This is a genomic window from Alloyangia pacifica, assembly GCF_003111685.1.
In the GTDB taxonomy this organism is placed as follows: Bacteria; Pseudomonadota; Alphaproteobacteria; order Rhodobacterales; family Rhodobacteraceae; genus Salipiger; species Salipiger pacificus_A.
The window spans coordinates 1,247,550-1,271,944 of the sequence record NZ_CP022189.1; the positions used below are offsets into that span (position 1 = coordinate 1,247,550).

25 protein-coding genes and 1 tRNA gene are annotated in these 24,395 nt (G+C 66.5%); 17 read left to right on the plus strand and 9 right to left on the minus strand.

Annotated features, from left to right (window positions below):
- Positions 1 to 10 precede the first annotated feature (10 nt).
- On the minus strand, positions 11 to 673 hold the full coding sequence (locus CEW88_RS05985; RefSeq protein ID WP_108965139.1) for a PRC-barrel domain-containing protein: 663 nt from the start codon (positions 671 to 673) through the stop codon (positions 11 to 13).
- A 663-nt stretch (positions 674 to 1,336) separates the two neighbouring features.
- Here CEW88_RS05985 and CEW88_RS05990 point away from each other — a divergent pair.
- The 3 genes from CEW88_RS05990 to CEW88_RS06000 all read left to right on the plus strand — a co-directional run bounded on the left by CEW88_RS05990 (position 1,337) and on the right by CEW88_RS06000 (position 5,091).
- Positions 1,337 to 2,863, plus strand: coding sequence for an aldehyde dehydrogenase (NADP(+)) (locus CEW88_RS05990; RefSeq protein WP_108965140.1), 1,527 nt, complete (start codon positions 1,337 to 1,339; stop codon positions 2,861 to 2,863).
- A 224-nt stretch (positions 2,864 to 3,087) separates the two neighbouring features.
- Positions 3,088 to 4,569, plus strand: a complete 1,482-nt coding sequence (der, locus tag CEW88_RS05995; protein ID WP_108965141.1) for a ribosome biogenesis GTPase Der — start codon at positions 3,088 to 3,090, stop codon at positions 4,567 to 4,569.
- A gap of 237 nt (positions 4,570 to 4,806) precedes the next feature.
- Entirely contained in the window at positions 4,807 to 5,091 is a 285-nt protein-coding gene (locus CEW88_RS06000) for a hypothetical protein (RefSeq protein WP_108965142.1), read from the plus strand.
- Between the two features lie 164 nt (positions 5,092 to 5,255).
- Here the strand turns inward: CEW88_RS06000 and CEW88_RS06005 are convergent, their stop codons facing one another.
- Genes CEW88_RS06005 through CEW88_RS06015 form a run of 3 tightly spaced genes read right to left on the minus strand, consistent with a single transcriptional unit; the run spans position 5,256 to position 8,063 of the window.
- The gene (locus CEW88_RS06005; RefSeq protein WP_108965143.1) at positions 5,256 to 5,957 is read right to left on the minus strand and encodes a hypothetical protein; all 702 of its coding nucleotides are present in this window, start codon (positions 5,955 to 5,957) and stop codon (positions 5,256 to 5,258) included.
- 16 nt (positions 5,958 to 5,973) lie between these two features.
- Entirely contained in the window at positions 5,974 to 7,266 is a 1,293-nt protein-coding gene (serS, locus tag CEW88_RS06010) for a serine--tRNA ligase (RefSeq protein WP_108965144.1), read from the minus strand.
- 50 nt (positions 7,267 to 7,316) lie between these two features.
- Positions 7,317 to 8,063, minus strand: a complete 747-nt coding sequence (locus CEW88_RS06015; protein ID WP_108965145.1) for a trypsin-like serine peptidase — start codon at positions 8,061 to 8,063, stop codon at positions 7,317 to 7,319.
- A 214-nt stretch (positions 8,064 to 8,277) separates the two neighbouring features.
- On the opposite strand from CEW88_RS06015, the gene yajC reads away from it, so the two are divergent.
- The 11 genes from yajC to CEW88_RS06070 all read left to right on the plus strand — a co-directional run bounded on the left by yajC (position 8,278) and on the right by CEW88_RS06070 (position 16,213).
- Positions 8,278 to 8,565: a preprotein translocase subunit YajC gene (yajC, locus tag CEW88_RS06020; protein WP_092431329.1), complete on the plus strand. Its 288-nt coding sequence runs from the start codon at positions 8,278 to 8,280 to the stop codon at positions 8,563 to 8,565.
- Between the two features lie 25 nt (positions 8,566 to 8,590).
- On the plus strand, positions 8,591 to 10,252 hold the full coding sequence (gene secD / locus CEW88_RS06025) for a protein translocase subunit SecD (RefSeq protein ID WP_108965146.1): 1,662 nt from the start codon (positions 8,591 to 8,593) through the stop codon (positions 10,250 to 10,252).
- A gap of 3 nt (positions 10,253 to 10,255) precedes the next feature.
- The gene (secF, locus tag CEW88_RS06030; RefSeq protein ID WP_108965147.1) at positions 10,256 to 11,224 is read left to right on the plus strand and encodes a protein translocase subunit SecF; all 969 of its coding nucleotides are present in this window, start codon (positions 10,256 to 10,258) and stop codon (positions 11,222 to 11,224) included.
- 364 nt (positions 11,225 to 11,588) lie between these two features.
- On the plus strand, positions 11,589 to 11,942 hold the full coding sequence (locus CEW88_RS06035) for an Mth938-like domain-containing protein (RefSeq protein WP_108965148.1): 354 nt from the start codon (positions 11,589 to 11,591) through the stop codon (positions 11,940 to 11,942).
- Positions 11,943 to 12,090: 148 nt separating this feature from the next.
- Positions 12,091 to 12,705 carry a heme ABC exporter ATP-binding protein CcmA gene (gene ccmA, locus CEW88_RS06040; RefSeq protein WP_108965149.1) on the plus strand — a complete coding sequence of 205 codons (615 nt, stop codon included), beginning with the start codon at positions 12,091 to 12,093 and terminating at the stop codon, positions 12,703 to 12,705.
- Positions 12,702 to 13,358, plus strand: coding sequence for a heme exporter protein CcmB (ccmB, locus tag CEW88_RS06045; RefSeq protein WP_108965150.1), 657 nt, complete (start codon positions 12,702 to 12,704; stop codon positions 13,356 to 13,358). Before ccmA ends, ccmB begins: the two co-directional genes overlap by 4 nt.
- 81 nt (positions 13,359 to 13,439) lie before the next feature.
- Positions 13,440 to 14,168 carry a heme ABC transporter permease gene (locus tag CEW88_RS06050; RefSeq protein ID WP_108965151.1) on the plus strand — a complete coding sequence of 243 codons (729 nt, stop codon included), beginning with the start codon at positions 13,440 to 13,442 and terminating at the stop codon, positions 14,166 to 14,168.
- Complete coding sequence (gene ccmD / locus CEW88_RS06055; protein ID WP_108965152.1) at positions 14,165 to 14,323, plus strand: heme exporter protein CcmD; 159 nt, start codon at positions 14,165 to 14,167, stop codon at positions 14,321 to 14,323. Before CEW88_RS06050 ends, ccmD begins: the two co-directional genes overlap by 4 nt.
- A complete protein-coding gene (locus CEW88_RS06060) occupies positions 14,316 to 14,867 on the plus strand; it encodes a DsbE family thiol:disulfide interchange protein (RefSeq protein WP_254694452.1) in 552 nt (183 codons plus the stop codon). The genes ccmD and CEW88_RS06060 overlap by 8 nt, the downstream gene beginning before the upstream one ends.
- A gap of 70 nt (positions 14,868 to 14,937) precedes the next feature.
- Positions 14,938 to 15,477: an NUDIX hydrolase gene (locus CEW88_RS06065; protein ID WP_193989058.1), complete on the plus strand. Its 540-nt coding sequence runs from the start codon at positions 14,938 to 14,940 to the stop codon at positions 15,475 to 15,477.
- Positions 15,478 to 15,481: 4 nt separating this feature from the next.
- Complete coding sequence (locus CEW88_RS06070) at positions 15,482 to 16,213, plus strand: heme-dependent oxidative N-demethylase family protein (RefSeq protein ID WP_108965153.1); 732 nt, start codon at positions 15,482 to 15,484, stop codon at positions 16,211 to 16,213.
- On the opposite strand, the gene CEW88_RS06075 is transcribed toward CEW88_RS06070, so the two are convergent.
- The 5 genes from CEW88_RS06075 to CEW88_RS06095 form a co-directional block, all read right to left on the minus strand.
- Positions 16,210 to 16,947, minus strand: a complete 738-nt coding sequence (locus CEW88_RS06075) for a hypothetical protein (RefSeq protein ID WP_108965154.1) — start codon at positions 16,945 to 16,947, stop codon at positions 16,210 to 16,212. The genes CEW88_RS06070 and CEW88_RS06075 overlap by 4 nt on opposite strands.
- Positions 16,948 to 17,077: 130 nt before the next feature.
- The gene (locus tag CEW88_RS06080) at positions 17,078 to 17,884 is read right to left on the minus strand and encodes a lytic murein transglycosylase (RefSeq protein WP_370457275.1); all 807 of its coding nucleotides are present in this window, start codon (positions 17,882 to 17,884) and stop codon (positions 17,078 to 17,080) included.
- Positions 17,885 to 18,014: 130 nt separating this feature from the next.
- The gene (locus CEW88_RS06085) at positions 18,015 to 18,239 is read right to left on the minus strand and encodes a hypothetical protein (protein ID WP_108965155.1); all 225 of its coding nucleotides are present in this window, start codon (positions 18,237 to 18,239) and stop codon (positions 18,015 to 18,017) included.
- A 143-nt stretch (positions 18,240 to 18,382) separates the two neighbouring features.
- The gene (glnA, locus tag CEW88_RS06090) at positions 18,383 to 19,789 is read right to left on the minus strand and encodes a type I glutamate--ammonia ligase (protein WP_108965156.1); all 1,407 of its coding nucleotides are present in this window, start codon (positions 19,787 to 19,789) and stop codon (positions 18,383 to 18,385) included.
- A 100-nt stretch (positions 19,790 to 19,889) separates the two neighbouring features.
- The gene (locus CEW88_RS06095; RefSeq protein ID WP_108965157.1) at positions 19,890 to 20,228 is read right to left on the minus strand and encodes a P-II family nitrogen regulator; all 339 of its coding nucleotides are present in this window, start codon (positions 20,226 to 20,228) and stop codon (positions 19,890 to 19,892) included.
- 172 nt (positions 20,229 to 20,400) lie between these two features.
- Here CEW88_RS06095 and CEW88_RS06100 point away from each other — a divergent pair, with 172 nt between their 5' ends.
- The 3 genes from CEW88_RS06100 to CEW88_RS06110 all read left to right on the plus strand — a co-directional run bounded on the left by CEW88_RS06100 (position 20,401) and on the right by CEW88_RS06110 (position 23,464).
- On the plus strand, positions 20,401 to 21,957 hold the full coding sequence (locus CEW88_RS06100) for an NAD(P)H-hydrate dehydratase (RefSeq protein ID WP_108965158.1): 1,557 nt from the start codon (positions 20,401 to 20,403) through the stop codon (positions 21,955 to 21,957).
- A 120-nt stretch (positions 21,958 to 22,077) separates the two neighbouring features.
- Positions 22,078 to 22,162, plus strand: a tRNA-Leu gene (locus CEW88_RS06105).
- Between the two features lie 225 nt (positions 22,163 to 22,387).
- Complete coding sequence (locus CEW88_RS06110) at positions 22,388 to 23,464, plus strand: acyltransferase family protein (protein WP_108965159.1); 1,077 nt, start codon at positions 22,388 to 22,390, stop codon at positions 23,462 to 23,464.
- Positions 23,465 to 24,395: the final 931 nt, after the last annotated feature.

Genomic DNA, 24,395 nt, shown 5'->3' on the forward strand with positions numbered 1-24,395 from the left:
CTCAGGCGTCTCAGGCGGCGACCATGTCGGCGACCTTGGGCGCGGTCTCGACCTGCACCAGCGAGAGATCCAGAACGATGTGCCCGCCATGGGCCTCATCCGCATGGGTGACCATCTCGAACATTGGCACCACCCGCCGCTCGTGATGGAAGAACTTGCCGTTGTCGACCACGATATGGCTGAGCCGGCCGCGCGCGGCATCATAGAGCAGGTCGCTCACCCGCCCCGCCTCGCCGTCACGGGCAAAGACCGGCTTCCCGATCCAATCGGCGAGACTCTCGTAGCGCTCCAGCGCTGCCTGCCAGCGCGGATCGGTCTGCGCCTCTTGCGCGTCCAGATGCAGCGGCGCATAGGGCGAGCCGAAAGGTCCGACCACCATCGGCGGCATGGTCGCCATCAGCGCCAACATCTCCTCGCGCCCGCCCAGCATGTGCGGCGCGCGCTGCAGTTCCTCCTCGGTGACATAAAGCGGGAGGCTGCGATCCTCGGCCTCGGGCAGGCCGAGCGAGGAGGCGGTGACCAGCAGCCGCTCCGCCGCGGTGAAACCCGCCGGTGCGACGATCGCCCAGGCCAGCTTGCGCCCGTCGGGATCGAAGAGCAGGTCCTGCAGTACAAAGTCCCGCTCACCACCGGTGAGGCGCCAGGTCAGCAGGTCCGAGAGCGAGATGAGCATGATCTTGCCTTTCGTCCGTTTACGGGAGCTTAACACGAAACTGCGACATTCCGTTCCGGAACCGCTCGGTGGATGCGGCGTTCCAATCCCAAGCACTGAAGGAGGCTGCCATGACCATCGATATCTTTATCGTCGGGTTGGCCGCTCTTATCGTGATCGCGATCCTGATCCTCGCCGTTACAGACACAACGGGGGAAGACAGGAACCCGCGCTAGCCCGAGCGACCAGTTTCGGCCAAGGCCGGGGACGATCTGTCTGAACGAACACGTCGGGGACCCCGCCTTGCGGGCACACCCCTTTTGGACAACGACCCGTGCCAGCAAAGACCAGCGCGGCTTCCCCCGGGAGCCGCGCTGCTTGCTTCTGAGAGCCGTGACTGGCGCGCAAGGGGGTGCCTTGATGCCAGCGGATCGGGACCCGGCCACGCAGGGGAGCCCTCCGTTTGCCAACTCGCCGCAGCCGCCGGAGCGCAAAGCAGCCCGGGGGCCGGGGAGCCTGTTCGAGAGCGCGACGAGGTCGCGCATGGAAGAAAGTCGGCGAGAAGACCGTTTCCCGGGCGGTTGCGGGAAACCGCCCTTGACGTCCATCGCACCGAGACTGGTATACCATCTGAGAATCCACGCCGAGCCCCTCCCGGGCGACGACAGCACAAAGGACATTCCGATGCTCGACAAATCCGTCTTCACCCCGCACGGCAAACACCTGATCGCAGGCACCTGGGTGGCTGGCGAGACCAGCTTCACCTCCGAGCCGGCGCATGGCCCGAGCCACGACTTCTCGGTCGGCACGCCTGCGCTGGTCGATCAGGCCTGCAAGGCCGCCGAAGAGGCCTTCTGGACCTATGGCTACACCACCCGCGAGGCGCGCGCCGAGTTCCTGAACGCCATCGCCGACGAGATCGAGGCCCGCGCCGAGGCGATCACCGAGATCGGCACGCAGGAAACCGGCCTGCCCGAGGCGCGCCTGCAGGGCGAGCGTGGCCGCACCACCGGTCAGCTGCGGCTCTTCGCCAGCCACATCCTCAAGGGTGACTACCTCGACCGCCGCCACGACGAGGCGCTGCCCGACCGCCAGCCGCTGCCGCGCCCCGACATCAAGATGGTGATGCGCCCGATCGGGCCGGTCGCGGTCTTTGGCGCCTCGAACTTCCCGCTCGCCTTCTCCACCGCCGGCGGCGATACCGCCGCGGCGCTGGCCGCCGGCTGCCCGGTGGTGGTCAAGGGGCACGGCGCGCACCCCGGCACCGGCGAGATCGTCGCCGAGGCGATCCTCGCCGCCATTGATAAGACCGGCATGCCCAAGGGCGTCTTCTCGCTGGTTCAGGGCGGCAAGCGCGACGTCGGCCAGGCGCTGGTGCAGCACCCGCTGATCAACGCCGTGGGCTTCACCGGCTCGCTTGGCGGCGGCCGCGCCCTGTTTGACCTCTGCGCACAGCGCGAGGTGCCGATCCCCTTCTTCGGCGAGCTGGGCTCGGTCAACCCGATGTTCCTCCTTCCCGAGGCCGTGAAAGCGCGCGGTGCCGAGCTCGGCACCGGCTGGGCGGGCTCCCTGACGATGGGCGCCGGCCAGTTCTGCACCAACCCCGGAATCGCCGTGGTGGAGACGGGCCCCGAGGGCGACGCCTTTGTCGCCGCTGCCGCCGAGGCGCTGAAGGGCGCGTCCGCCCAATGCATGCTCACCGAGGGTATCGCGCAGGCGTATAAGGATGGTAAATCCCGCTTTGACGGTCGCAATGCGGTGAAACCGGTGCTGACCAGCGACAGCGAGGGGCGCAGCGCGCTGCCCAACCTCTTCGAGACCGACGCCGAGAATTACCTGCAGGATCATGCGCTTGGCGAAGAGGTCTTCGGCCCGCTCGGCCTCGTGGTGCGGGTCTCGGGCGCCGACGAGATGGAGGCGCTCGCCCGCGGCTTCGAGGGCCAGCTGACCGCGACGATCCACATGGACGAGGGCGACACGGCGCTGGCGCAGCGGCTGATGCCGGTGCTCGAGCGCAAGGCCGGCCGGCTGCTGGTCAACGGGTTCCCCACGGGCGTCGAGGTCTGCGACGCGATGGTCCACGGCGGGCCTTACCCGGCCTCGACCAACTTCGGCGCCACCTCGGTGGGCACGCTCTCGATCCGCCGCTTCCTGCGCCCGGTGAGCTACCAGAACCTGCCCGACGCGCTGCTGCCCGGCGATCTGACGTAAGCCGCGCCGCACCCGAGACGCGCCCGCGCTGCCCGACCGGCGGCGCGGGCGTTTGCGTCTGGGCAGGCGTATTTTGCAAGGGGCGCGGGGCCGGGGCGGGCTGTCCTCTCTTCAGGGACCGATTGTCCCGGCAGCGCCCATAAGCGGCGCTACGTTCGAGATCCCTTTCTCCCGCCCGAGCTTTGCGCTAAAGGCGGGGTTTGAATCCGCAAGAGGTGCGTGCCATGACATTCTCCCTCGCCATCGTCGGCCGCCCCAACGTTGGCAAGTCCACCCTGTTCAACCGCCTGGTCGGCAAGCGGCTCGCGCTGGTCGACGACCAGCCCGGCGTCACCCGCGACCTGCGCGAGGGCGAGGGCAAGCTCGGCGACCTGCGCTTCACCGTCATCGATACGGCGGGTCTCGAGGAGGCCACCGACGAGTCGCTGCAGGGCCGCATGCGCAAGCTCACCGAGCGCGCGGTGGACATGGCCGACATCTGCCTCTTCATGATCGATGCGCGCGTCGGCGTGACCCCGACCGACGAGGTCTTCGCCGAGATCCTGCGCAAGCGCTCGGCGCATGTGATCCTTGCCGCCAACAAGGGCGAGGGCTCGGCCGCCGACGCCGGTGTGATCGAGGCCTACAGCCTTGGCCTCGGCGAGCCGATCCGGCTCTCGGCCGAGCATGGCGAGGGTCTGCCCGAGCTCTACAGCGCGCTGATGCCGCTTGCCGATGCCTTTGCCGAGCGGGCTGCCGAGGAGGCACCCGAGACCGAGCTGGAGCTCGACGAGGACGAGCTGGGCGACGATGAGGACGGTGTGGCCAAGCTGGTCATGCCGACCGCGGGCAAGCCGATGCAGATCGCCGTGGTCGGCCGCCCGAACGCTGGCAAGTCGACGCTGATCAACAAGATCCTCGGCGAGGACCGGCTGCTGACCGGCCCCGAGGCGGGGATCACCCGCGACGCCATCTCGGTCCGGCTGGACTGGGAAGGCGTGCCGATGCGGATCTTCGACACCGCTGGCATGCGCAAGCGTGCCAAGGTGCAGGAAAAGCTCGAGAAGCTCTCGGTCTCGGACGGTCTGCGCGCGGTCAAGTTCGCCGAGGTCGTGGTGGTGCTGCTCGATGCCGCCATCCCCTTCGAGCAGCAGGACCTGCGCATCGCGGACCTTGCCGAGCGTGAAGGCCGGGCGGTGGTGGTCGCGGTCAACAAGTGGGACGTCGAAGAGCACAAGCAGGAGAAGCTGCGCGACCTCAAGGAGGCCTTCGACCGGCTGCTGCCGCAGCTGCGCGGCGCGCCGCTGGTCACCGTCTCGGCCAAGACCGGGCGCGGGCTCGACCGTCTCAACGCGGCGATCATGAAGGCCTGGACCACTTGGAACCGGCGGGTTTCGACCGGCCAGCTCAACCGCTGGCTCGAGGGCATGGTGTCGAGCCACCCGCCGCCCGCACCGCAGGGCCGCCGTATCAAGCTGCGCTACATGACCCAGGCCAAGACCCGGCCGCCGGGCTTCGTGGTGATGTGCTCGCGGCCGCAGGACATGCCCGACAGCTACACGCGCTACCTGGTCAACGGCCTGCGCGAGGCCTTCGACATGCCGGGCACGCCGATCCGCCTGACGCTGCGCGGGCAGGGCGACAAGAACCCCTACAAGGGCCGCCGCGAGAAGAACGCCGGCGCGCTCAAGAAGCACCTCGGCAAGCTTCCCAAGCAGAAGGGTTGAGCCGACCCCGTGACGCGGGCAAGCGCCGGAGCAGATGCTCCGGCGCTTTTGCGTTTGGGCGGGACGCCCGGCATTGCCGGTGGCAATCCCGAGATGTTCACCCTTTACGAGAAGATTTCCCGCGAAGATTGCGCGCCCGCGGCTTGGTTTATCTTCGGTACCTGAGCTTCAACATAAGGTTGCAAGGATAAGTGACGCTAGGTAAAGTTCGATTCACTTTGATTTGGAGTATTTGACATGAAATTGACTCATCTTTCCGCCATCGCAGCCGTGGTCGCCCTGTCCTCGACTGCGGCTTTCGCCAACGTCAAGCAGGTGAAATGCCAGGGTTTCATCATCGCGGTCGAAGAGGAAATCGTCGCCGCGGCCGAAGAAAAGGCGGGGTCCGCAACCGAGGCAGAGGCGAATATCTGCGAAGCGGCAACGCAGATCTCGGTTTCGGGCGACGATCCCGAAGTGCATGAGATTGTAATCCTGCCCTACGAGATCCGCACCACAGTGGTCATGATCCCGACCGACTGACAGCAGCCCTCGCCGAAGGGGAGGCCATGGCCGATTGGGGGGGAGATTTCGATACTCCTGATCGTTGCGGCTCTGGATGATCTACGGGTCGATCTTTCGACATCCTCCGTCACCTCCGCGGGTCGCTCCGCGGAGGTGATCGCTTTTGGATGGCGAAGAGCCGCCTACTCCGTGTCGGTGCCGCGCAGCGCGAGGATCGCGAAGATGCCCGCCGCAGCGAGCGCGGCTACCGCGAAGTTGAGCGGGCTAGCGTTGGCGACGATCACCGCGATGAGCGCCCAGATCACCGTAATCCCGTAAAGCGGCGCGCGGTGCAGCCGGTATTGCGCGATGACCGAGATCGCCAGCGCCAGGGTCAGCGCCAGCAGCGCCGCAGGGGTCTCGGGCAGCAGCCCGTAGCCTGCCAGCAAGAGCCCCACGGAGACGCAGGAGGCCGCCGTCAGCCAGCCCGCGTAGATCGCGATGGGTGCGATCTGCCACCAGCGGTCCATGTCGCCGGCGCGGAAGAGCGCCAGAAGGGCGGTCACCAGCATGACCCAGATCATCGCGGTGGCAGCGATCGGAGAAACCTGCGCCACCGGAAGCCAGAAGATGCCCACCGCAAGGCTGATCAGCAGCGGGTCGCGATGGTCCATCCAGTCGTAATCGTCCGAGCGGCGAAAGAGGCCGAATCCGGTGCCGGCGATGAGCCACAGATAGATCAGGCCCCAGATCGCGAAAGCGTAGCCCGCGGGCTGCACCGGCGGGTCGACCTGCGGGACCGGAAAGGCGTCCGGCGCGAATCCGGTGAACCCGGGGAACACCAGCGGCGAGGCCGCGAAGGCGATCGCCGCGAGAAACAGCAAGAGCGGCCGGACCCAGATCATCTTGGTTCCCGCCCCCTCAGACCAGCGTGCCGTCGGCGGCGATGCGGGTCTTGCCGCGCAGCCACGGATGCAGCGCCTCGGGCAGATCGACCGAGCCGTCCGCCTGCTGGCCGTTCTCCAGCACCGCGATCAGGCAGCGCCCGACGGCCAGCCCCGAGCCGTTCAGCGTGTGCAGGAACTCCGGCTTGCCACCCCCTTCGGGCTTGAAGCGGGCGTTCATCCGACGCGCCTGAAAATCGCCGCAGACCGAGACCGAGCTGATCTCGCGGTACTGATTCTGGCCGGGCAGCCAGACCTCGATGTCATGCGTGCGGCGCGCGCCGAAGCCCATGTCGCCGGTGCACAGAACCACGGTGCGATAGGGCAGGCCGAGTTTCTCGAGAATGCCCTCGGCGCATTTCGTCATCCGGTCGTGCTCGTCGCGGCTTTTCTCGGGATGGGTGATCGAGACCATCTCGACCTTCTCGAACTGATGCTGGCGCAGCATGCCCGCGGTGTCCCGGCCGGCCGAGCCCGCCTCGGAGCGGAAACATTGCGTGTGCGCCACGTAGCGGCGGGGCAGGTAGCCTTCCTCGACCGTCGCGCCGTTGACTATATTGGTCAGCGTCACCTCGGCGGTGGGCACCAGCCACCAGCCCTCGCGGGTCTGGTAGCTGTCCTCGCCGAACTTCGGCAGCTGGCCGGTGCCGTACATCATCTCGTCGAGCACCAGCACCGGGGTCCAGGTTTCCGACAGGCCGTTCTCCTCGACGTGGGTGTCGAGCATGAACTGCGCCAGCGCACGGTGCACGCGGGCCACGGCGCCCGAGAGCAGCACGAAGCGCGAGCCGGAGAGCTTGGCCGCGGTCTCGAAGTCCATGCCGGGGACCACCGAGGGCAGTTCGTAGTGCTCCTTGGGGGTGAAGTCGAAGCTCTTCGGCGTGCCCCAGCGGCGGATCTCGACGTTGTCGTCCTCGTCGGCGCCGTCGGGCGTGTCGTCATAGGGCAGGTTGGGGATGCCCATCAGCATGTCGGTCAGCTGCGCGTCGAGCTCCTTGGCCCGGCCCTGCATCTGGGCGACTTCGGCCTTCTTCTCGGCGACCAGCGCGCGCAGGCGCTCGAATTCGGCCTCGTCGCCGCTGGCCTTTGCCTTGCCGACGTCCTTGGAGGCGGCGTTCTGCGCGGCCTGCGCGGTCTCGGCGGCATGGATCGCGGCGCGGCGCTCTTCGTCCAGCGCCAGCACGGGGGCCGAGGCATTCTCCACACCCCGGCGCGAGAGCGCCGCATCGAAGGCGGCGGGGTTTTCGCGAATGGCGCGGATGTCGTGCATCGGTCTCGTCCTCTTTATGTGCGACTCGCGCGGGTTATGCCCTGAAAAGCTCAGGGAGTGTAGGGGGAGCCGCGCGTAAGACGCGACCGGAGCCAGTCATCCACCGGCACGGCGAGCGTGCTGCGCGCGTTGGTGGCGCTGACAACGCCAATGACGCGCCATGGGGCATCGGGAGCACCGGGCTCGCGCGCCAGCACCGGCCCACCGGAATTGCCGGGCCGCACCGGGCAGCCGAGGCGCAGCAGGGCATGCTCGCGCGCCCCGTCGCAATCAAAGCGCGCCGAGAGCCGGTTGGGCTGCGTGTCATGGTAGCCGAGAAGCGCGAAGGGTGGGGCGGATGTGCTGCCGAGCGTCAGCGGGGCCACCGTCAGCGGGCGGGCGAGGGTGAGCACGGCAAGGTCGTGCTCGATGTCGAGCCGGTGGCCCCTGTAGGCCTCGGGGTGCGCCTCGTAGGAGGCCACCTGCGCGTGATCGGCGTAGGCGCCGTCCAGCCACCCGGCGACAAAATGCAGCCGTGCGGGGTCCACCGGGTCGCCCTCGGGGCCGGCCACGCAATGCGCCGCGGTAAGCACGAGGGCAGGCGCGACAAGCGTGCCCGAACACATGCCGCGCCGGTTGTAGCCGTGGGTGTTGACCCGGCCGATCGCCTGCCACCCGGCGTGGTCTTCGGGCGGCAGCGGCAGGGGGGCCTGCGCTGCGGCTGGCAGGGCGAGGAAGAGACGGGCGAGGAAGAGAAGGGCGAGGAAGAGAAGGGCGGTAAGGAGGCGCGGGAGCCGCGCTTTGCGGGATCGTGTCATCGGAGCATGGGCGTCTTCCGCTGGCGGCGCAGCGGAAGGTAGAGGTCCGACGGGAACACGTCCATCACGCACACGTGTGTGCATGGCGCGCGCATCGCCCGCGCATGCGGTGCGCCCCGTCCCATCGCGCCTTGCATCGGCGGAGGATCGCACATAGGTTCCGGCCAAATTTTGCGGGGGGTGTCCCCCATATAACACCAAGAGGAGCCCGCCCATGGATGGCAGCGCAGTCGCCCAGTTCGTCCCCCTGATCCTGATCTTCGGCATCATGTATTTCCTGCTGATCCGTCCGCAGCAGAAGAAAGTGAAAGAGCACCAGAAGATGGTCAGCGCCCTGCGTCGCGGCGATCAGATTGTCACCCAAGGCGGCCTCATCGGCAAGGTGGTGAAGGTCAAGGAAGGCGGCGAGGTCGAGGTCGAGATCGCCGAGGGCGTCAAGGTCCGCGTGATCCAGAGCACAGTTGCTCAGGTCCTGTCGAAGACCGAGCCCGCCGAGTCCTGATTCCAACGCGAAAGCGCCCCAGACAATGCTTCAGATCGATCTTTGGAAACGCCTGACCATCTGGGCGCTCGTGATCGTAGGGCTGGCCTTGGCCAGCCCTAACCTGTTCTACAACAGGGTAGAATCCCACAATGACGCGGTTGCCGCCATCGAAAAGTCGGGTGCCACGCCCGAGCGCGAGGCGGCCGCCGCGAGCTGGCCAAGCTGGCTGCCCTCCGGGTTGGTCAACCTCGGCCTCGACCTCCGCGGCGGGGCCCATCTGCTCGCTGAGGTAAAGGTTGCCGACGTCTACGCCTCGCGGCTCGAGGCGCTCTGGCCCGACGTGCGCGACATCCTGCGCCCCGAGCGCGATAGGGTCGGCACCATCCGCCTGCAGCCCTCACCGGCCGGCGAGCTGCGCGTGCGCATCTCCAACCCCGACGGCATGGCCCGCGCGCTGGAGCTGGTGCGCGGTCTCGCGCGTCCGGTGACCTCGCTCACTGGCGCCGGCTCCAACGACCTCGAGGTCAGCGGGCAGGGCGACGAGATCGTCGTGACCCTTTCGGAGGCCGAGAAACAGGCCACCGACGAGCGCACCATGCAGCAGTCGCTGGAAATCATCCGCCGCCGGATCGATGAGGTTGGCACCCGCGAGCCGACGATCCAGCGGCAGGGCAGCGACCGCATCCTGATCCAGGTGCCGGGAATCGGCTCGGCCGCCGAGCTCAAGGACATCATCGGCACCACCGCCCAGCTGACCTTCCAGCCGGTCGTCAGCCGCACCACCAACGCCGACACCACCCCCGGCGTGGGCAACGAGCTCTTGCCCGCGATGAACGAGGAGGGGGTCTACTACGTGCTCGAGCAGGCGCCCGTCGTCACCGGCGAGGAGCTGACCGACAGCCAGCCGAGCTTCGACCAGAACGGCCGGCCGGCGGTGACCTTCCGCTTCAACCCGAGCGGCGCGCGCAAGTTCGGCGATTACACCGCCGCCAACATCGGCTCGCCCTTCGCCATCGTTCTCGACGACGAGGTGATCTCGGCCCCGGTGATCCAGAGCCACATCCCCGGCGGCTCGGGCATCATCACCGGCCAGTTCTCGGTTGAGGAATCCACAAACCTCGCCGTGCTGCTGCGCGCCGGGGCGCTGCCCGCCGGGCTCGACTTCCTCGAGGAGCGGACCATCGGTCCGGAACTGGGGCAGGACAGCATCGAAGCGGGCAAGCTGGCGACAGGCGTGGCCTTCGTCGCGGTGCTCGGCTTCATGTGGGCGAGCTACGGGCTCTTCGGCATCTTCGCAAATATCGCGCTCATCGTGAACGTCGGGCTGATCTTCGGCCTGCTGTCGATGATCGGCGCGACGCTGACGCTGCCCGGCATCGCCGGCATCGTGCTGACCGTCGGTATGGCGGTGGACGCCAACGTGCTGATCTTCGAGCGTATCCGCGAGGAACTGAAGACCGCGCGCGGTCCGGCCCGGGCCATCGAGCTTGGCTATGAAAAGGCGCTGTCGGCCATCGTCGACGCCAACATCACCACCATCATCACGGCGATCATCCTCTATGTCATGGGCTCGGGTCCGGTGCGCGGTTTCGCCATCACCCTCGGCCTCGGCATCGTCACCTCGGTCTTCACCGCGATCTATGTCACCCGGCTGCTGATCTCGATGTGGTTCGAACGCCGCCGTCCCAAAACCATCGAGGTCTGAGCCATGCGTCTTCGTGTCATTCCCGACAATACGAGCTTCGACTTCTTCAAGCGCTGGAAGCTGTGGTTCGGCATCTCCGGCCTGATGATCGTGCTGGCGCTGGTCAGCTTCGGCGTGCGCGGCCTGAACTACGGCATCGACTTCCGCGGCGGCACCACCATCCGCACGCAGAGCGCCGAGGTGGTGGACGTTGGCGCCTACCGCGACGCGCTCGGCGCGCTGGGGCTGGGCGACGTGGTGATCTCCGAGGTATTCGACCCGTCCTTCGGACCGGATCAGAACGTCGCCATGGTCCGCATCCAGGCGCAGGACGAGGAAGAGGCCGTCACCCCCGAGACCATCGCTCAGGTCGAGGCGGCGCTGCAGGGCGTTGCACCGGACATCGAGTTCGTCTCGGTGGAATCCGTCGGCCCCAAGGTGTCGGGCGAGTTGATCTGGACCGCGGTCGAGGCGGTGGTTCTGGCCATCGGCGCGGTGCTGATCTACATCTGGCTGCGCTTCGAATGGCAGTTCGCGCTCGGCGCGGTGCTGGCGCTGGTGCACGACGTGGTGCTGACGATCGGCGTCTTCTCCGAGCTTCAGATGAAGTTCGACCTGACCACCATCGCGGCGCTGCTGACCATCGTCGGCTATTCGCTCAACGACACCGTCGTGGTCTTCGACCGTGTCCGCGAGAACCTCATCAAGTACAAGAAAACCGAGCTCAAGGAGGTGCTGAACCTCTCGATTAACGAGACTCTCAGCCGGACCTTCATGACCTCCTTCACCACGCTGCTGGCGCTCTTCGCGCTCTTCGCGCTGGGGGGGGACGTTATCCGCGGATTCGTCTTCGCGATGATCTGGGGCGTCTTCGTGGGGACTTACTCCTCGGTCTTCGTCGCCTCGACCGTGCTGCTCTGGCTCGGCGTCAAACGCGACTGGAGCAAGACCGAGGCAGAGGCCGAGGCCAAGAAGACCGGCAGCAGCGTCTGAGCCGGCCTGCGGGGCCGGGAGACCGGCCACGGCGCGCCCCGAGACGTGCAATCTCGGGCCGGACTGCCGGTTTTTGCGCCGGTGCGCGAGCAAAGCCCTAGACTTTGGTCTAGGGCTTTGTCGCTTTCGTATATCCCCGCTATGCTTGCCCTCCACCTGCGCCGCCCGCTGCCCGCCCCAAGCAGTGGGGCAATGGTCGCGCGGGGTAATTAGCTTTGATTTTTCATGTTTCGGCCTTATGCTGCCGCAGCGCGGCATGATCATGCTTCGTGCATCGTTTCGGGAGGGGTGCACAGCGGGATCGGCGCGATCACAGGGACCGCGGTCCGCTTCGGGCCGCCTGTATGGGACCAGGGGAAGAACCATGCGGATGAATGAAATCAACTTCAGCGACGCGATGCCGGTCGAAGGCTACGGCCCGGGATTTTTCCGCATTGGCGGGCGTCCTGTCGACGGCGGCGTCTGCCTCTCTCCCGATGGCATGAAGCCTTGGGCGGGACTGTCGGACGAGGACACGCTGGTCTCGCTCGCGGGCAAGATCGACGTGCTCTTCGTCGGCACGGGGGGCGACATCGCGTTGCTGCCCAAGACGCTGTCGAGCCGGCTCGAAGAAGCGGGCGTCGGGGTCGAGGTGATGAACTCTCCCTCGGCCTGCCGCACCTACAACGTGCTGCTGGGCGAGGGACGCCGGGTGGCCTTGGCGGCCATGCCCGTCTGACCTGGCATCTTCAGAGCCTTAGCCAATCCGGCCGCGCCCGCGGCGCCTGTGCCGGACCAGCCATGACCTTGCAACAGCTTGTCACGGCGCGGCTTTCGCGCTTTCCCGGGCCATTCGGCTGGGGTAAGCCCGTGGCATGACCCTGCCCATGACCCTGACTGTTCGCGATCTGGCCGTCGCCCGGGGCGGCGTGCCCGTGCTGGAGCGGCTGAGCTTCACGCTCTCCTCCGGGCGCGCACTCGTGCTGCGCGGGCCGAACGGCTCGGGCAAGACCACCTTGCTGCGCACCATCGCCGGGCTGCAACCGGCCTTCGAGGGCAAGATCGAGGGGGCGGGCGAACGCATCGCCTATGCCGCTCATTCCGATGGTCTGAAATCCATGCTCTCGGTCACCGAGAACCTGCGCTTCTGGGCGCAGGTCTTTGCGCAGACCGACATCGAGGCCGCTCTCGAGGCCTTCGACCTGCGCGGGCTCGAGGAGCGCATGGCCGGGACGCTTTCTGCCGGGCAGAAGCGCCGCTTGGGCCTGGCCCGGCTGATGGTGACCGGGCGCCCGGTCTGGGTGCTGGACGAGCCGACGGTCTCGCTCGACACGGCCTCGGTGGCGCGCTTTGCCGAGGCGGTGCGCGGCCATCTCGCAGCGGGCGGCTCGGCGCTGCTGGCAACCCATATCGATCTGGGACTCGACGAGGCAGAGGTCCTTGACGTCACCCCCTTCAAGGCCGCGCCCCGGGTGTCTCTGGAAGATGAGGCCTTCTTGTGATTGCGCTTCTTCTCAGGGACTTGCGGCTCGCGGTTCGCGCGGGTGGGGGCTTTGGCCTCGGACTTGCCTTTTTCCTCGTCGTCACCGTCCTCATCCCCTTCGGCGTCGGCCCCGAGACCGGCCTGCTGAGCCGCATTGCGCCGGGCGTCTTGTGGATCGGCGCGCTGCTGGCCTGCCTGCTGTCGCTCGACCGCATCTTCGCGCTCGACTGGGAGGACGGCTCGCTCGACCTTCTGGCCACGGCGCCGCTGCCGCTGGAGGGAATCGTCACGATCAAGGCGCTGGCCCATTGGATCACCACCGGCCTGCCCCTTGTGCTTGCCGCGCCCGCGCTCGGCGTGTTGCTGAGCCTGCCGCCCTCGGGATACCTCTGGGTGCTGGTCTCGCTGGCACTCGGCACACCGGCGCTTTCAGTCATCGGCACCTTCGGCGCGGCGCTGACCGTAGGGCTGAAACGGGGCGGGCTGCTGCTGTCGATCCTCGTGCTGCCGCTTTATGTGCCGACGCTGATCTTCGGCGCAGAGGTCGCGCGACGCGGGGCCGAGGGGCTGGCGGTGCAGACGCCACTGCTGATGCTGGCCGGGATCAGCTTCGGCACATTGGCGCTGTTGCCTTTCGCCAGCGCCGCGGTGCTGAGGATCAACCTGCGCTGAGAGGTCACAGGGCGCCGGCAAGCATTGCCGCTGCCGAATATTTGAAGTGTAAAGAGGCGCGAGCTGGGCTAGGGGAGCCGCATGTCGATCTGGGAATACGCCAATCCGGTGAAGTTCATCCGCACCACCGACCGCATCCTGCCCTGGGTGTCGGTCGCGGCAGTGGTTTGCCTCGGGGTGGGGCTGGTCTGGGGTTATTTCTTCACGCCAGACGACTACCGGCAGGGCGCCACGGTCAAGATCATCTACCTGCACGTGCCCGCCGCGCTGATGGCGATCAATGCCTGGATCATGATGCTGGCCGCCTCGCTGATCTGGATCGTTCGCCGCCACCACGTCTCGGCGCTGGCGGCGCGCGCCGCCGCACCGATCGGGGCAACCTTCACCGTCATCGCGCTGGCCACCGGCGCGCTCTGGGGACAGCCGATGTGGGGGACCTGGTGGGCCTGGGACCCGCGGCTCACCTCTTTCCTGATCCTCTTCCTGTTCTACCTTGGCTACATGGCGCTGTGGTCGGCGATCGAGAACGATGACACCGCGGCGGATTTGACCTCGATCCTCTGCCTTGTCGGCTCGGTCTTCGCGCTCTTGTCGCGCTACGCGGTGCTGTTCTGGAACCAGGGACTGCACCAGGGCGCCTCGCTGTCGCTGGACAAGGAAGAGAACGTCGCCGACGTCTTCTGGTATCCGCTGCTGGTCTGCATCGCCGGTTTCGTGTTGCTTTTCGTGGCGCTGGTCTTCCTGCGCACGCAGACCGAAATCCGCGCCCGCCGGTCGCGCGCGCTGCTGGCACGGGAGGGCCGGACATGATGCCCGATCTGGGGAAATACGCCTTTGCCGTGCTCGCCTCCTACGGGGTGAGCCTGGCGCTGATCAGTGCGCTGGTCGCTGTGAGCCTGCGCCGCTCCCGCCGCGTCCGGGCCGAACTCGAAAAGATCGAACAGAGGGTGAAACGCCATGGCTAAGGTCTCGCCCCTGATGGTGATTCCGCCGCTGATCTTCGCCGGATTCGCGGTGATGGCCTATTTCGGCATGCAGCGCGGCGATCCCAACTCACTGCCGTCCACCTTCATCGGCAAGCCGGCTCCGGCCTTGCCCCCGGCAACGCTCGACGGCTTTGCCCCGGTGGCGGATGCGGATCTGCGCACCGGCGAGGTGACCGTGGTGAACTTCTGGGCGAGCTGGTGCCCGCCGTGCCGCGCAGAGCATCCGGTGCTGCTGCACCTGCAGGAGCAGGACGTGCGCATCGTGGGCGTGAACTACAAGGACAAGACCGGGGCCGCCTCGGGCTACCTGACCGAAGACGGCTCGCCCTTTATCGGTGTGCCTTTTGATCCGCAGGGCCGCGCGGCGATCGAATGGGGGGTAACCGGCCCGCCCGAGACCTTCATCCTCGGCGGCGACGGCACGGTGCTGCACAAGCACGTCGGCCCTCTGGCCGGCACGCTCTACACCGAGGACTTCCTGCCTGCGCTGGAACAGGCGCTGGGGCGTGACCTCGAGCCCTGAGCGCGTGGACCATGGAGACAATGACAGGGCCGGGGGCATCGCTTCCGGCCTTGGCGCGCAAGGAGCGAAAATGACCGATCTGCCGTGGACCATGGATCTGCGCGACGCGCGCGACCGGCAGAACTGGGCGGCGCTCGGGGCGCTGATGACGCGCGGGGCCGATCCTTATGCCCGAGACCCGATGGAGGATCACGTCACCGGCTCGGGCTTCGTGGTCTCTCCCTGCCGGGGCTTCACGCTTCTGATGCATCACGCCAAGCTGGGCCGCTGGCTGCAGCCCGGCGGACATTGCGACGGCGATCCGGACGTGGCGGGGGTGGCCGCGCGCGAGATCGTCGAAGAGACCGGTTTGTCCCCTCGCCTGCTATCGCCGCGACTTTTCGACATCGACATCCACGAGATCCCCGCCCGCGCTGATGAGCCCGCACATTTTCACTACGATTTGCGGTTTCTCTTCGAGGCTGACCCTGCGAACCCCTTGCATGGGAACGCGGAATCACACGACCTTCGCTGGGTGGCTCTGGATGATCTGCCGCGCTACGCGCCGCAGCGCTCTGTCTGCGTGCTGCGCGAGAAGCTGCCCCTCTGGAGGGCCGAGAGCGGAGAATGACGTGATGATCGTGCAGGCACGGATTCCCCATGACCTGACTCAGATGAAGCCACTGCCAGGGATCGCTCCGCTCGATCCGGCGGCCTGGCTGCAGGTCGACGATGCCTATGCCGCGCAGATGGCGGAACGCGAGCGCCTGCTGGCGACGCAGCGCGCGGCGGTTCTGGCGATCGAGCCCGACGCGATGCCCGCCGCGCAGGAACTGCTCGAGGTGGTTCTGGCGCATCTGCCCGCGTCCTTCACGCGCAAAGGCGAGGTGGTGACCCGGCCCGACGGCGTCGAGGTGGCGCTCGACCGGAACGACCCCATGGGCACGCTCGGCGTGCTGGTTCAGGAAGACCTGTGCCTGCTGCAGAAACGCGGCGACGAACATGTTCTGACAGGGGCGGCGCTCTGCTTCCCGGCGGGCTGGCGGCTGGCGGATAAGATCTCGCGTCCGCTCAGTGTCATCCACGTTCCGATTCCCGAGTATGATGACAACATCGGCCGCCGGGTGCAGAGGCTCTTCGACGGGGTGGGCCCGGGTAAACCGCTGGTGCGTTTCAACCGGCTGTTTCACGACGATCCCACGCTGTTCCAGCCGGGGCCGCGGCGCAGCAACACGGACCGGGCCAACCCCGCGACCGCGCCCTATCTGCGCTCGGAGCGTCAGTGCCTCGTGCGGCTGCCCGAAACGGAGGCGGTGGTCTTCTCGATCCACACCTTCGTCGTCGAGCGCGGGCCCGACACGCCTTAGAGCGTCAGGTTCAGCAGTCCGGCATTGTCGAGGAAGACCCCGAGGACGGTGAAGCTGAGGAATTGCGTCGCGAGGCGAATGTCCATCCCGCGTGTTAGAGCGACGGCGGCCAGCACCAAGGCGACGGGCAGGTTGATCATCGCCAGAAGCCCGGTCATCGCCCAGGCGGCCAGCGACAGCCGCGTCTGCGCCGGATCGGACACCGCAACGACCATGGGCAGCCCCGAGGCCCTGGGAATGGTCGGCTCGGCGGGATCGGTCAGCGTCTCGGCCATGGCGTCTCGGATTCCCTCGGCCAGCAGCTTCTCGGCTGCGGGGTCGATCGGCGCAAGTCGCTTGCGCGGCGGGCGGGTGAGTTGGTCGGGCAAGGTCTCTGGCGAGAGCCGGGTCCGGGGAGAGAGCCACTCGATCTCGGTTGCCGCACACAGCGGCGAGAGCCGGCGCACCGCCTCGAGCAGCAGCGCGATGGCCTTGGGGCCGCTGGCGAGACCGCCTTCGCGGCAGAGCACCCGCAGCACGATGCGCGGCGTGCCGCGCGTTCCGTCGAAATGGGTCAGGCAGAGCCCCATGCGGTCGCCCATCAGCGCCAGACGTCGGCGCGAGACGAGAAGCGGGCGGCCCGAGGAATTGTCATGCGCAAGCAGGGTTTTACCCGCCATTTTCAGCAACTGGACAAGATCCGGGCGTGCCGTGTCGGGCAGGTAGAGGGCCGCGTAGGGGGCTTTGCCCGTCATCCACATGTTCCTTCTCAAGGGTCTTAGACGCCAGTTTTGCGCGCCAAATGAGGAAGAACTTTGTCTCAAACAGGTCCCGGGGAGGACGATTTGAGAAAAATCGGACCACCCCGGGTTGCGTAAATGTAAACTAGCCGACTTTCTGCGCAACCAAGGCAATGGCCTGCTGGTAGACGGTCGCGGCGTTCCATTCGTTCAGCACGCGGAAGTTCGCTGTGCCCTCGCCAAAGGGCTGACCGGGCTGCCAGCCTTTCTGGCGCAAGAAATTGGCGGTGGAGGCCAGCGCGTCGTACTGGTTGTAGAAATCGACCCGCCCGTCGCCATTTCCGTCGACCCCGTAGCGCAGCGCATTGCCCGGCAGGAACTGGGTATGGCCAAGCTCACCATGGGCGGCGCCCTGTTGGCTGGGCGAGAGCATCCCGCGGTCGACCATCTGCAGCGCCGCGATCGCGTGCGGGGTGAAGAAGGCCGAGCGGCGGCAGTCGTAGGCCACGGTGGTGATCGAGGAGACGACCGGCACGTTGCCCATGGTCCGGCCGAACCCGGTTTCCATGCCGTGGATCGCCAGCAGGATGCCGGCGGGCACGCCGTAGCGCTGCTCAAGGGCATTGTAGAACTGCCGGTTCTGGTCGCGGCGCTTGCGGACCTGCGCCGCGAAACCATCAACCGAGCCGAGGCGGATTCGGATGAACTCGTCGAGCGGGTATTTGACGCCCTTCTGGCTGCGGTCGACCTTGATCGTGTAGCTCGAGTAGGGGGCGCCCATCAGCGCCTGAATGCCGCGTTCGCCGACGCCCGCGCGCTGCGCCTCGGCGGCGAATTCGCGTTTCCACGCATCGAAGCCCGAGGCGGTGTTGCCGCAGCTCGCCGCGATGGCGGCTCCGGCCGAGAGGGACAGCGAGGCGGCTGCGAGGATATTCATAAAGGTGCGGCGCATTCTTGGGACTCCGAACAAACGCATGTGCCGCAGCAACCTAGTGCGTGGCCCCGGCTGCGGAAAGGGATGCAGCCCAGACTTGGGGTCACAAGGCGGGAGTTTGCCCAGCCGCCCCCGCGCGTCGGGTGCGTCAGAGCGATGCGATCTCCATCGCGCGGGTGATGATCATACCGGCGAGGCTCAGCAGCGTGACAAGGCTGAAGCTCAGCAAGACCAGCCGCTGGACGCGCCGCCTTCGGGCGCGGGCGTCGTCTTCGGGGTAGGCGGCGAACGGCGTTCCCGGCTCGGCGGCGAAGTTCCGCACCGCGTTTGGCCGCGAGGCTGTTTCGGAGCGCCCGGCGAAATCCTTGTTCATGCTGAAAAGTCCTCTGTGTCTCGCGAGGTAGAAATTCCCTCGTCGCCCACACTCCTAAGGCAATCTGGAGAATGCAGGGCAGAATTTCGGCATGAAAAAGGCGCCCCGTGGGGCGCCTTTCCGTGCGGTCCGTGAAAGTTGGATCAGCAGCTGTAGTACAGTGCGAATTCCACCGGGTGCGGCGTCATTTCATAGGCTTCGAGCTCTTCCATCTTCAGCGCGATGTAGCCTTCGACCTGGCTCTTGGTGAACACGTCGCCGGCCAGCAGGAAGTCCATGTCGGCTTCCAGCTCGGTGAGCGCTTCGCGCAGCGAGCCGCAGACGGTCGGGATCTCTGCGAGCTCTTCCGGCGGAAGGTCGTAGAGGTTCTTGTCCATGGCTTCGCCCGGATCGATCTTGTTCTTGATGCCGTCGAGGCCAGCCATCAGCAGAGCCGCGAAGCAAAGATAGGGGTTTGCCGAGGGGTCGGGGAAGCGAGCTTCCACACGCTTTGCCTTCGGCGATTCGGTCCACGGAATACGGACGCAGCCCGAGCGGTTGCGTGCGGAGTAGGCGCGCAGAACCGGCGCTTCGTAGCCCGGAACCAGACGCTTGTAGGAGTTGGTCGCCGGGTTGGTGAAGGCGTTGAGGGCCTTCGCGTGCTTCAGGATGCCGCCGATGAAGTACAGCGCTTCCTGCGACAGGTCAGCGTATTTGTCGCCTGCGAAGAGCGGCTTGCCGTCCTTCCAGATCGACATGTTCACGTGCATGCCCGAGCCGTTGTCGCCCTTGATCGGCTTCGGCATGAAGGTCGCCGAACGGCCGTAGGCCTGTGCCACGTTGTGGATGATGTACTTGTACTTCTGCAGCTCGTCGGCCTGCTTGGTCAGCGTGCCGAAGATCAGGCCCAGCTCGTGCTGCGAGGTCGCAACTTCGTGGTGGTGCTTGTCGACCTTCATGCCCAGACGCTTCATGGTCGAGAGCATCTCGGAACGGATGTCCTGGCCGTCGTCCATCGGGTTCACCGGGAAGTAGCCGCCCTTGTAGGTCGGACGGTGGCCCAGGTTGCCCATCTCGAAGTCGGCGTCGGTGTTCCAGGCAGCGTGGTCTGCGTCGACCTCGTAGGACACCTTGTTCGGGGCGACCGAGTACTTCACGTCGTCGAACAGGAAGAATTCAGCTTCCGGGCCGAAGTAGGCCGCATCGCCGATGCCCGAGGAGATCAGGTAGGCTTCTGCCTTGGCTGCGGTGCCGCGCGGGTCGCGGTCATAGGCTTCGCCGGTGTCGGGTTCGACGACCGAGCAGTGCAGGCAGAGCGTTTTCTCGGCGTAGAACGGGTCGATGTAGGCGCTTTCGGTGTCGGGCATGAGCTTCATGTCGGAAGCTTCAATCGACTTCCAGCCGGCGATGGACGAGCCGTCGAACATGAAGCCTTCGTCGAGGAAGTCTTCGTCGACGAGGTCGGCGATGACGGTCACGTGCTGGAGCTTGCCGCGCGGGTCGGTAAAGCGGATGTCGACGTAGGCTACGTCCTCATCCTTAATAAGCTTGAGAACTGCGTCCTTGCTCATTCCCTTCTTCCCTTTCTGTACTTGGGTCCGGTGTGTTCTGATGGTTTCAGCTCGCCGCGCGTCCGGTGGCGCGCGGGAGATGACGCAGGGCGGTTTCGACTCAGAGCGCGTCGGAGCCGGATTCGCCGGTGCGGATACGGATGGCCTGCTCGATGGGGCTGACGAAGATCTTGCCGTCACCGATCTTGTCGGTTTTCGCGGCAGAGATGATCGCCTCGATCGCGGCGTCGACCTGATCGTCGTCCAAGACGACTTCGATCTTCACCTTCGGAAGAAAATCAACCACATACTCCGCGCCCCGGTAGAGCTCGGTGTGGCCTTTCTGACGACCGAAACCTTTCACTTCGAGCACGGAGAGGCCTTGGATGCCTGCGTCCTGCAACGCTTCCTTAACCTCGTCGAGCTTGAACGGCTTGATGATCGCCTCGACCTTCTTCATGGCCCTGTCTCCTCGTTTTCCCGTGTCGGACCCTGCCAGACCACTTCTCATCGACCGCGACAATCGGATAGGGTTTCCGGGCAAGGAAATATGAGGCGATTTTTGGCATGTGGTTATTTTTTGCGCAAGTCGCTTGTGAAATGAGCAGAATTGAATCGCGCATGAGCGCCGCATGAGCGTCCTTTTGACGGCTGCACAAATGCGCAGCGCCGAGCGGACAGGAATGGCCCGCGGGGCTGGCAGTGGCGCCGATCTGATGGAGCGGGCGGGGCAGGGCGTGGTCGCGGCGCTGCTGGCAAGATGGCCCCAGCTTGCCATTGCTCCTGCACATGCGCTGGTGCTCTGCGGACCGGGCAACAACGGCGGCGACGGCTTCGTCATCGCGCGGCTTCTGGCCGGGCTCGGCTGGCAGGTGGAGGTCTTTCTGCTGGGCGATGCCGAGCGCCTGCCGCCGGATGCGCGGCTCAACCACGACCGCTGGTCGGCGCTCGGTCCGGTGGGCCGGCTGCCCTTCGACGCGCCGCCCGTGGCCGCCGGACCCAAGGGGGTTCTGATCGACGCGCTCTTCGGCACGGGGCTCACCCGCGGGCTCGGACCGGAGGTGGCGCAGGTATTCTCCTGTTTGGACGCGCCGGGATTCGCTGGCTGGCAGCGGGTGGCGGTGGATCTGCCCTCGGGGCTCTGCGCGGATTCCGGGCGGCGCATCGGCGGTGACGATGCCGCGGTCTTCGGCGCGGACCTCACGGTCAGTTTCCACGCCGCCAAGCTGGGGCATTACCTTGGGGAGGGGCCCGCGCTCTGCGGCGCGCTGGAGGTGGCAGAGATCGGCCTGCCGGACGGGCTGGTGGCAGATCCCGCGGCGCTGATCGAGGCGCCGACCTTCCCGCTCGCCAAGCGCGCAGGGCATAAGTACGGACATGGTCACGCGCTGGTGCTGGGGGGCGGCTTCGGGCGTACCGGCGCCGCGCGTCTGGCCGCGCGTGCGGCACTGCGGATCGGCGCGGGGCTGGTGACGCTCGCCGTGCCGGGCGCGGCGCAGATGGAGGTCGCGGCGCAGATCACCGCGCTGATGCTGCGCCGGGTGGAGGCGGGGGAAGACCTCAGCGCAGTCCTCGAGGACGGGCGTCTCAACGCGCTCTGCCTCGGGCCCGGCCTTGGGATCGAGCGCGCGCGCGACCTGGTGCCCGTCGCGCTTGCGGCAGGCCGGGCGACCGTGCTGGATGCGGACGCGCTGAGCGCCTATTCGGACGCCCCCGAAACGCTCTTTTCCCAGTTGCATCCGGCCGTCGTTCTCACCCCGCATGATGGCGAGTTTGCCAGGCTCTTCCCGGACCTTGCCGCGCGCCTGTCTGCGCCTGCGCAGCATGGGCCGGCCTTTTCGCGGGTCGATGCGGCGCGGGCGGCGGCAGAGCGGGCGGGCTGCACCCTGCTCTTGAAGGGCCCGGACACGGTGATCGCCGCTCCGGGAGGTCCGGCTTCGGTCCATGCCGCGGCCTATGGGCGGGCCGCCCCCTGGCTCGCCACCGCCGGGGCCGGCGATGTGCTGGCCGGGCTGACCTGCGGGCTCCTGGCGCGGGGCGCCGCGCCGCTGCAGGCCGCGCAGACCGCCGCCTTCGTGCATGTCGAAGCGGCGCGCCACTTCGGTCCCGGGCTGATCGCCGAGGATCTTGCCGAGGCGCTCCCGTCCGTCCTGCGCGATCTGGGGGCTGGGGGCGCTCCCCCGCCCTAGCGGGCCCCGCATAAAAATGACCGTAGGGGCGCCGCAAGCCTCGGGGCGATTTTTCCTCTCGCGTCGCCCGAGGCACTTTGTTAGATATCCAGCCGATCCGGGTGCCGCGCGCACCTGCGTGCGGGTGTGGCGAAATTGGTAGACGCACCAGATTTAGGTTCTGGCGCCGCAAGGCGTGGGGGTTCAAGTCCCTTCACCCGCACCATTTTTCTCGACCTTCAGGCATGAGCGGCCAGCGTGACGGCTCTGTGGATCATCTCCGCAGGTGTCGGGTGGCGCGTTAAGAAAATATTCTTCTTCCTTCTGCCAAAGATGGATCCGGCGGTGTTCGATATCGGCGGCAGGTGCATTTGCGCCGTCCGGCGGGCGCAGGGATCCGGGGCTTGTGGCAGTCCACGCCGCGCTTTGGTGCCCACCGCCCGGCGATCGAATGGCGAAAGAGGTTTATGTGTTACGACAGAGGATCCCAACGATCGCCGACCGCGCTGCGGGCCGCGACAACAACTTCAATCTCCTGAGGATGTTGGCCGCGATCGGGGTGCTCATTTCGCATGCCTATCCGATCAGCCTCGGCCCCGGCGCCGAAGAGCCCCTGGCGCTCGCGCTGAGAGGGTGGTCCTTGGGCAGCCTCTGCGTGATGATCTTCTTTGCGATCTCAGGGTTCTTTATCGCGCGCAGTTTTGCCACGAAGGCGTCGGTCAGCGATTTCCTGCGGGCCCGGGCGCTGCGGCTCTTTCCGGCGCTGATTGTGGTGCTGGCCCTGACGGTTCTTGCTTGCGCAGGGCTGAGCCAGGTTCCGGTCGACGTCTACCTGGCTGCCACGCCGGGCTATGTCCTGCGCAACTTGACGCTGGTCTTCCCTCACTATGACTTGCCGGGCGTCTTCGTGGCCAATCCCTACGGGCCGGCAATCAACGGCTCGCTCTGGACGCTCAACTACGAAGTCCTGTGCTACCTCGGAGTCGTCTTCTGTGGCCTTCTGGGGCTGCTCGTGCGCCCGGGTCTGTTCGGCCTCGCATGCGTCAGCCTCAGCGTGGCCTGGGCCGTGACCGAGGCGAGTGACCTGCATCCACGTCTGGCGGCGCTGGCGAAACTGGCGCTGCCCTTCGCCGCCGGAATGTCGCTATGGGTCTATCGCGAGAAAATTCCGCTTTCGCCGTGGCACGCAGCATTCGGCGGCGTGATCGCCGCGGCGTCCTGGTCGACGCCGCTGTTCCACCCGCTTCTCATCTTGGCGGTGAGCTATGCGATCTTCGTCCTTGGCTACGCGCGGCTGCCATGCCTTCAGATCTACAACCGCCTTGGGGACTATTCCTATGGAACCTATCTCTACGCCTTCCCGGTGCAGCAGTTCCTGGCCTGGGCGGGCCTAACGTGGCCGCTCTGGAACATGGCCTGTGCGCTGCCCATTACGCTCGTCCTTGCGGCGTTGTCTTGGCACCTGATCGAGGCGCCGGCGTTGCGGTGGAAAGGAGGCGCGTCGCGGCGGCTGGCCGCAGCGGGCTGAGGGCCGGGTTTGCCGCGGAGAATCTGTGATCTTGGATCCGGCCAGCGGGGAGACTCCCTTCCGGATCAGAATCGGTGTGTTCGGAGTCAGCGCAGGTCTTGCCTGCTTTGCGAGCGCAGAGCAGGTGGCGGCCTATGCAGAGGCCAAAGCGCCGCCACATCATCTAGTCCTTCGACTTTCCCACGATTGATTCTCGTAGAAATCTCGGCAACCGAGAGGTGAGAACGCTGGACGGAATCACCTACATGACCCAACGTCACATTTGGTCCGTGAGTGGGCTGACATGCCTGACGATCCTGCGGTGCAAAGAGCCGGAATTTCCCGGTGCCGAAGGGGAGGGCGTTACATATACAAAAGTCCTTTTTTAATACCAGTTGCCCCGGGTTTGGAAAATCTTTCCATTTTCCGGGGCTTTTGGTTGGGTCGCTTCCAAGACGAGCTTCAGCTCGGCGGGCCGCCCATCATTCCGCGCTTGGTGACGCTGCGCGGTTCCCGCGAGTTCACCGCAAAGGCCCAGAGTGGTCGCCCGACCCGGCGAAAGATTCAGACCAAGGGGATTTGCTTCATGGGTTTGCCACCATCGGCATGGAAGGCGTCAGGCACAGGCTTTCCTTGGAGTGTGACCTCCGCGACGCTGGCTGCGCTTGCCTTGCTGCCTCGGGAAAAAGACCGGGTGGCGACGTCATCTGGCGGGGGAGGATACCGATAGCTGGCTGGCGTTCGGGCTAGCTCGCTGTCTTGGAGGATGAATAGCCTCCCCTCGGGCGCGGAGCAAGAGGCAAAGCGGAAAAATATCAGGAAATCATATAGTTGATAGTTTTCATCGGGTTCGTTCGGTTGGGGCGCTCCCGGCAATCTCGGGTCTTGGCCCTCCGCGAAGCGCGACCGGATCTGGCGGCTTGTCAAGGACGTGCGCGTCCACGCGCCGCTT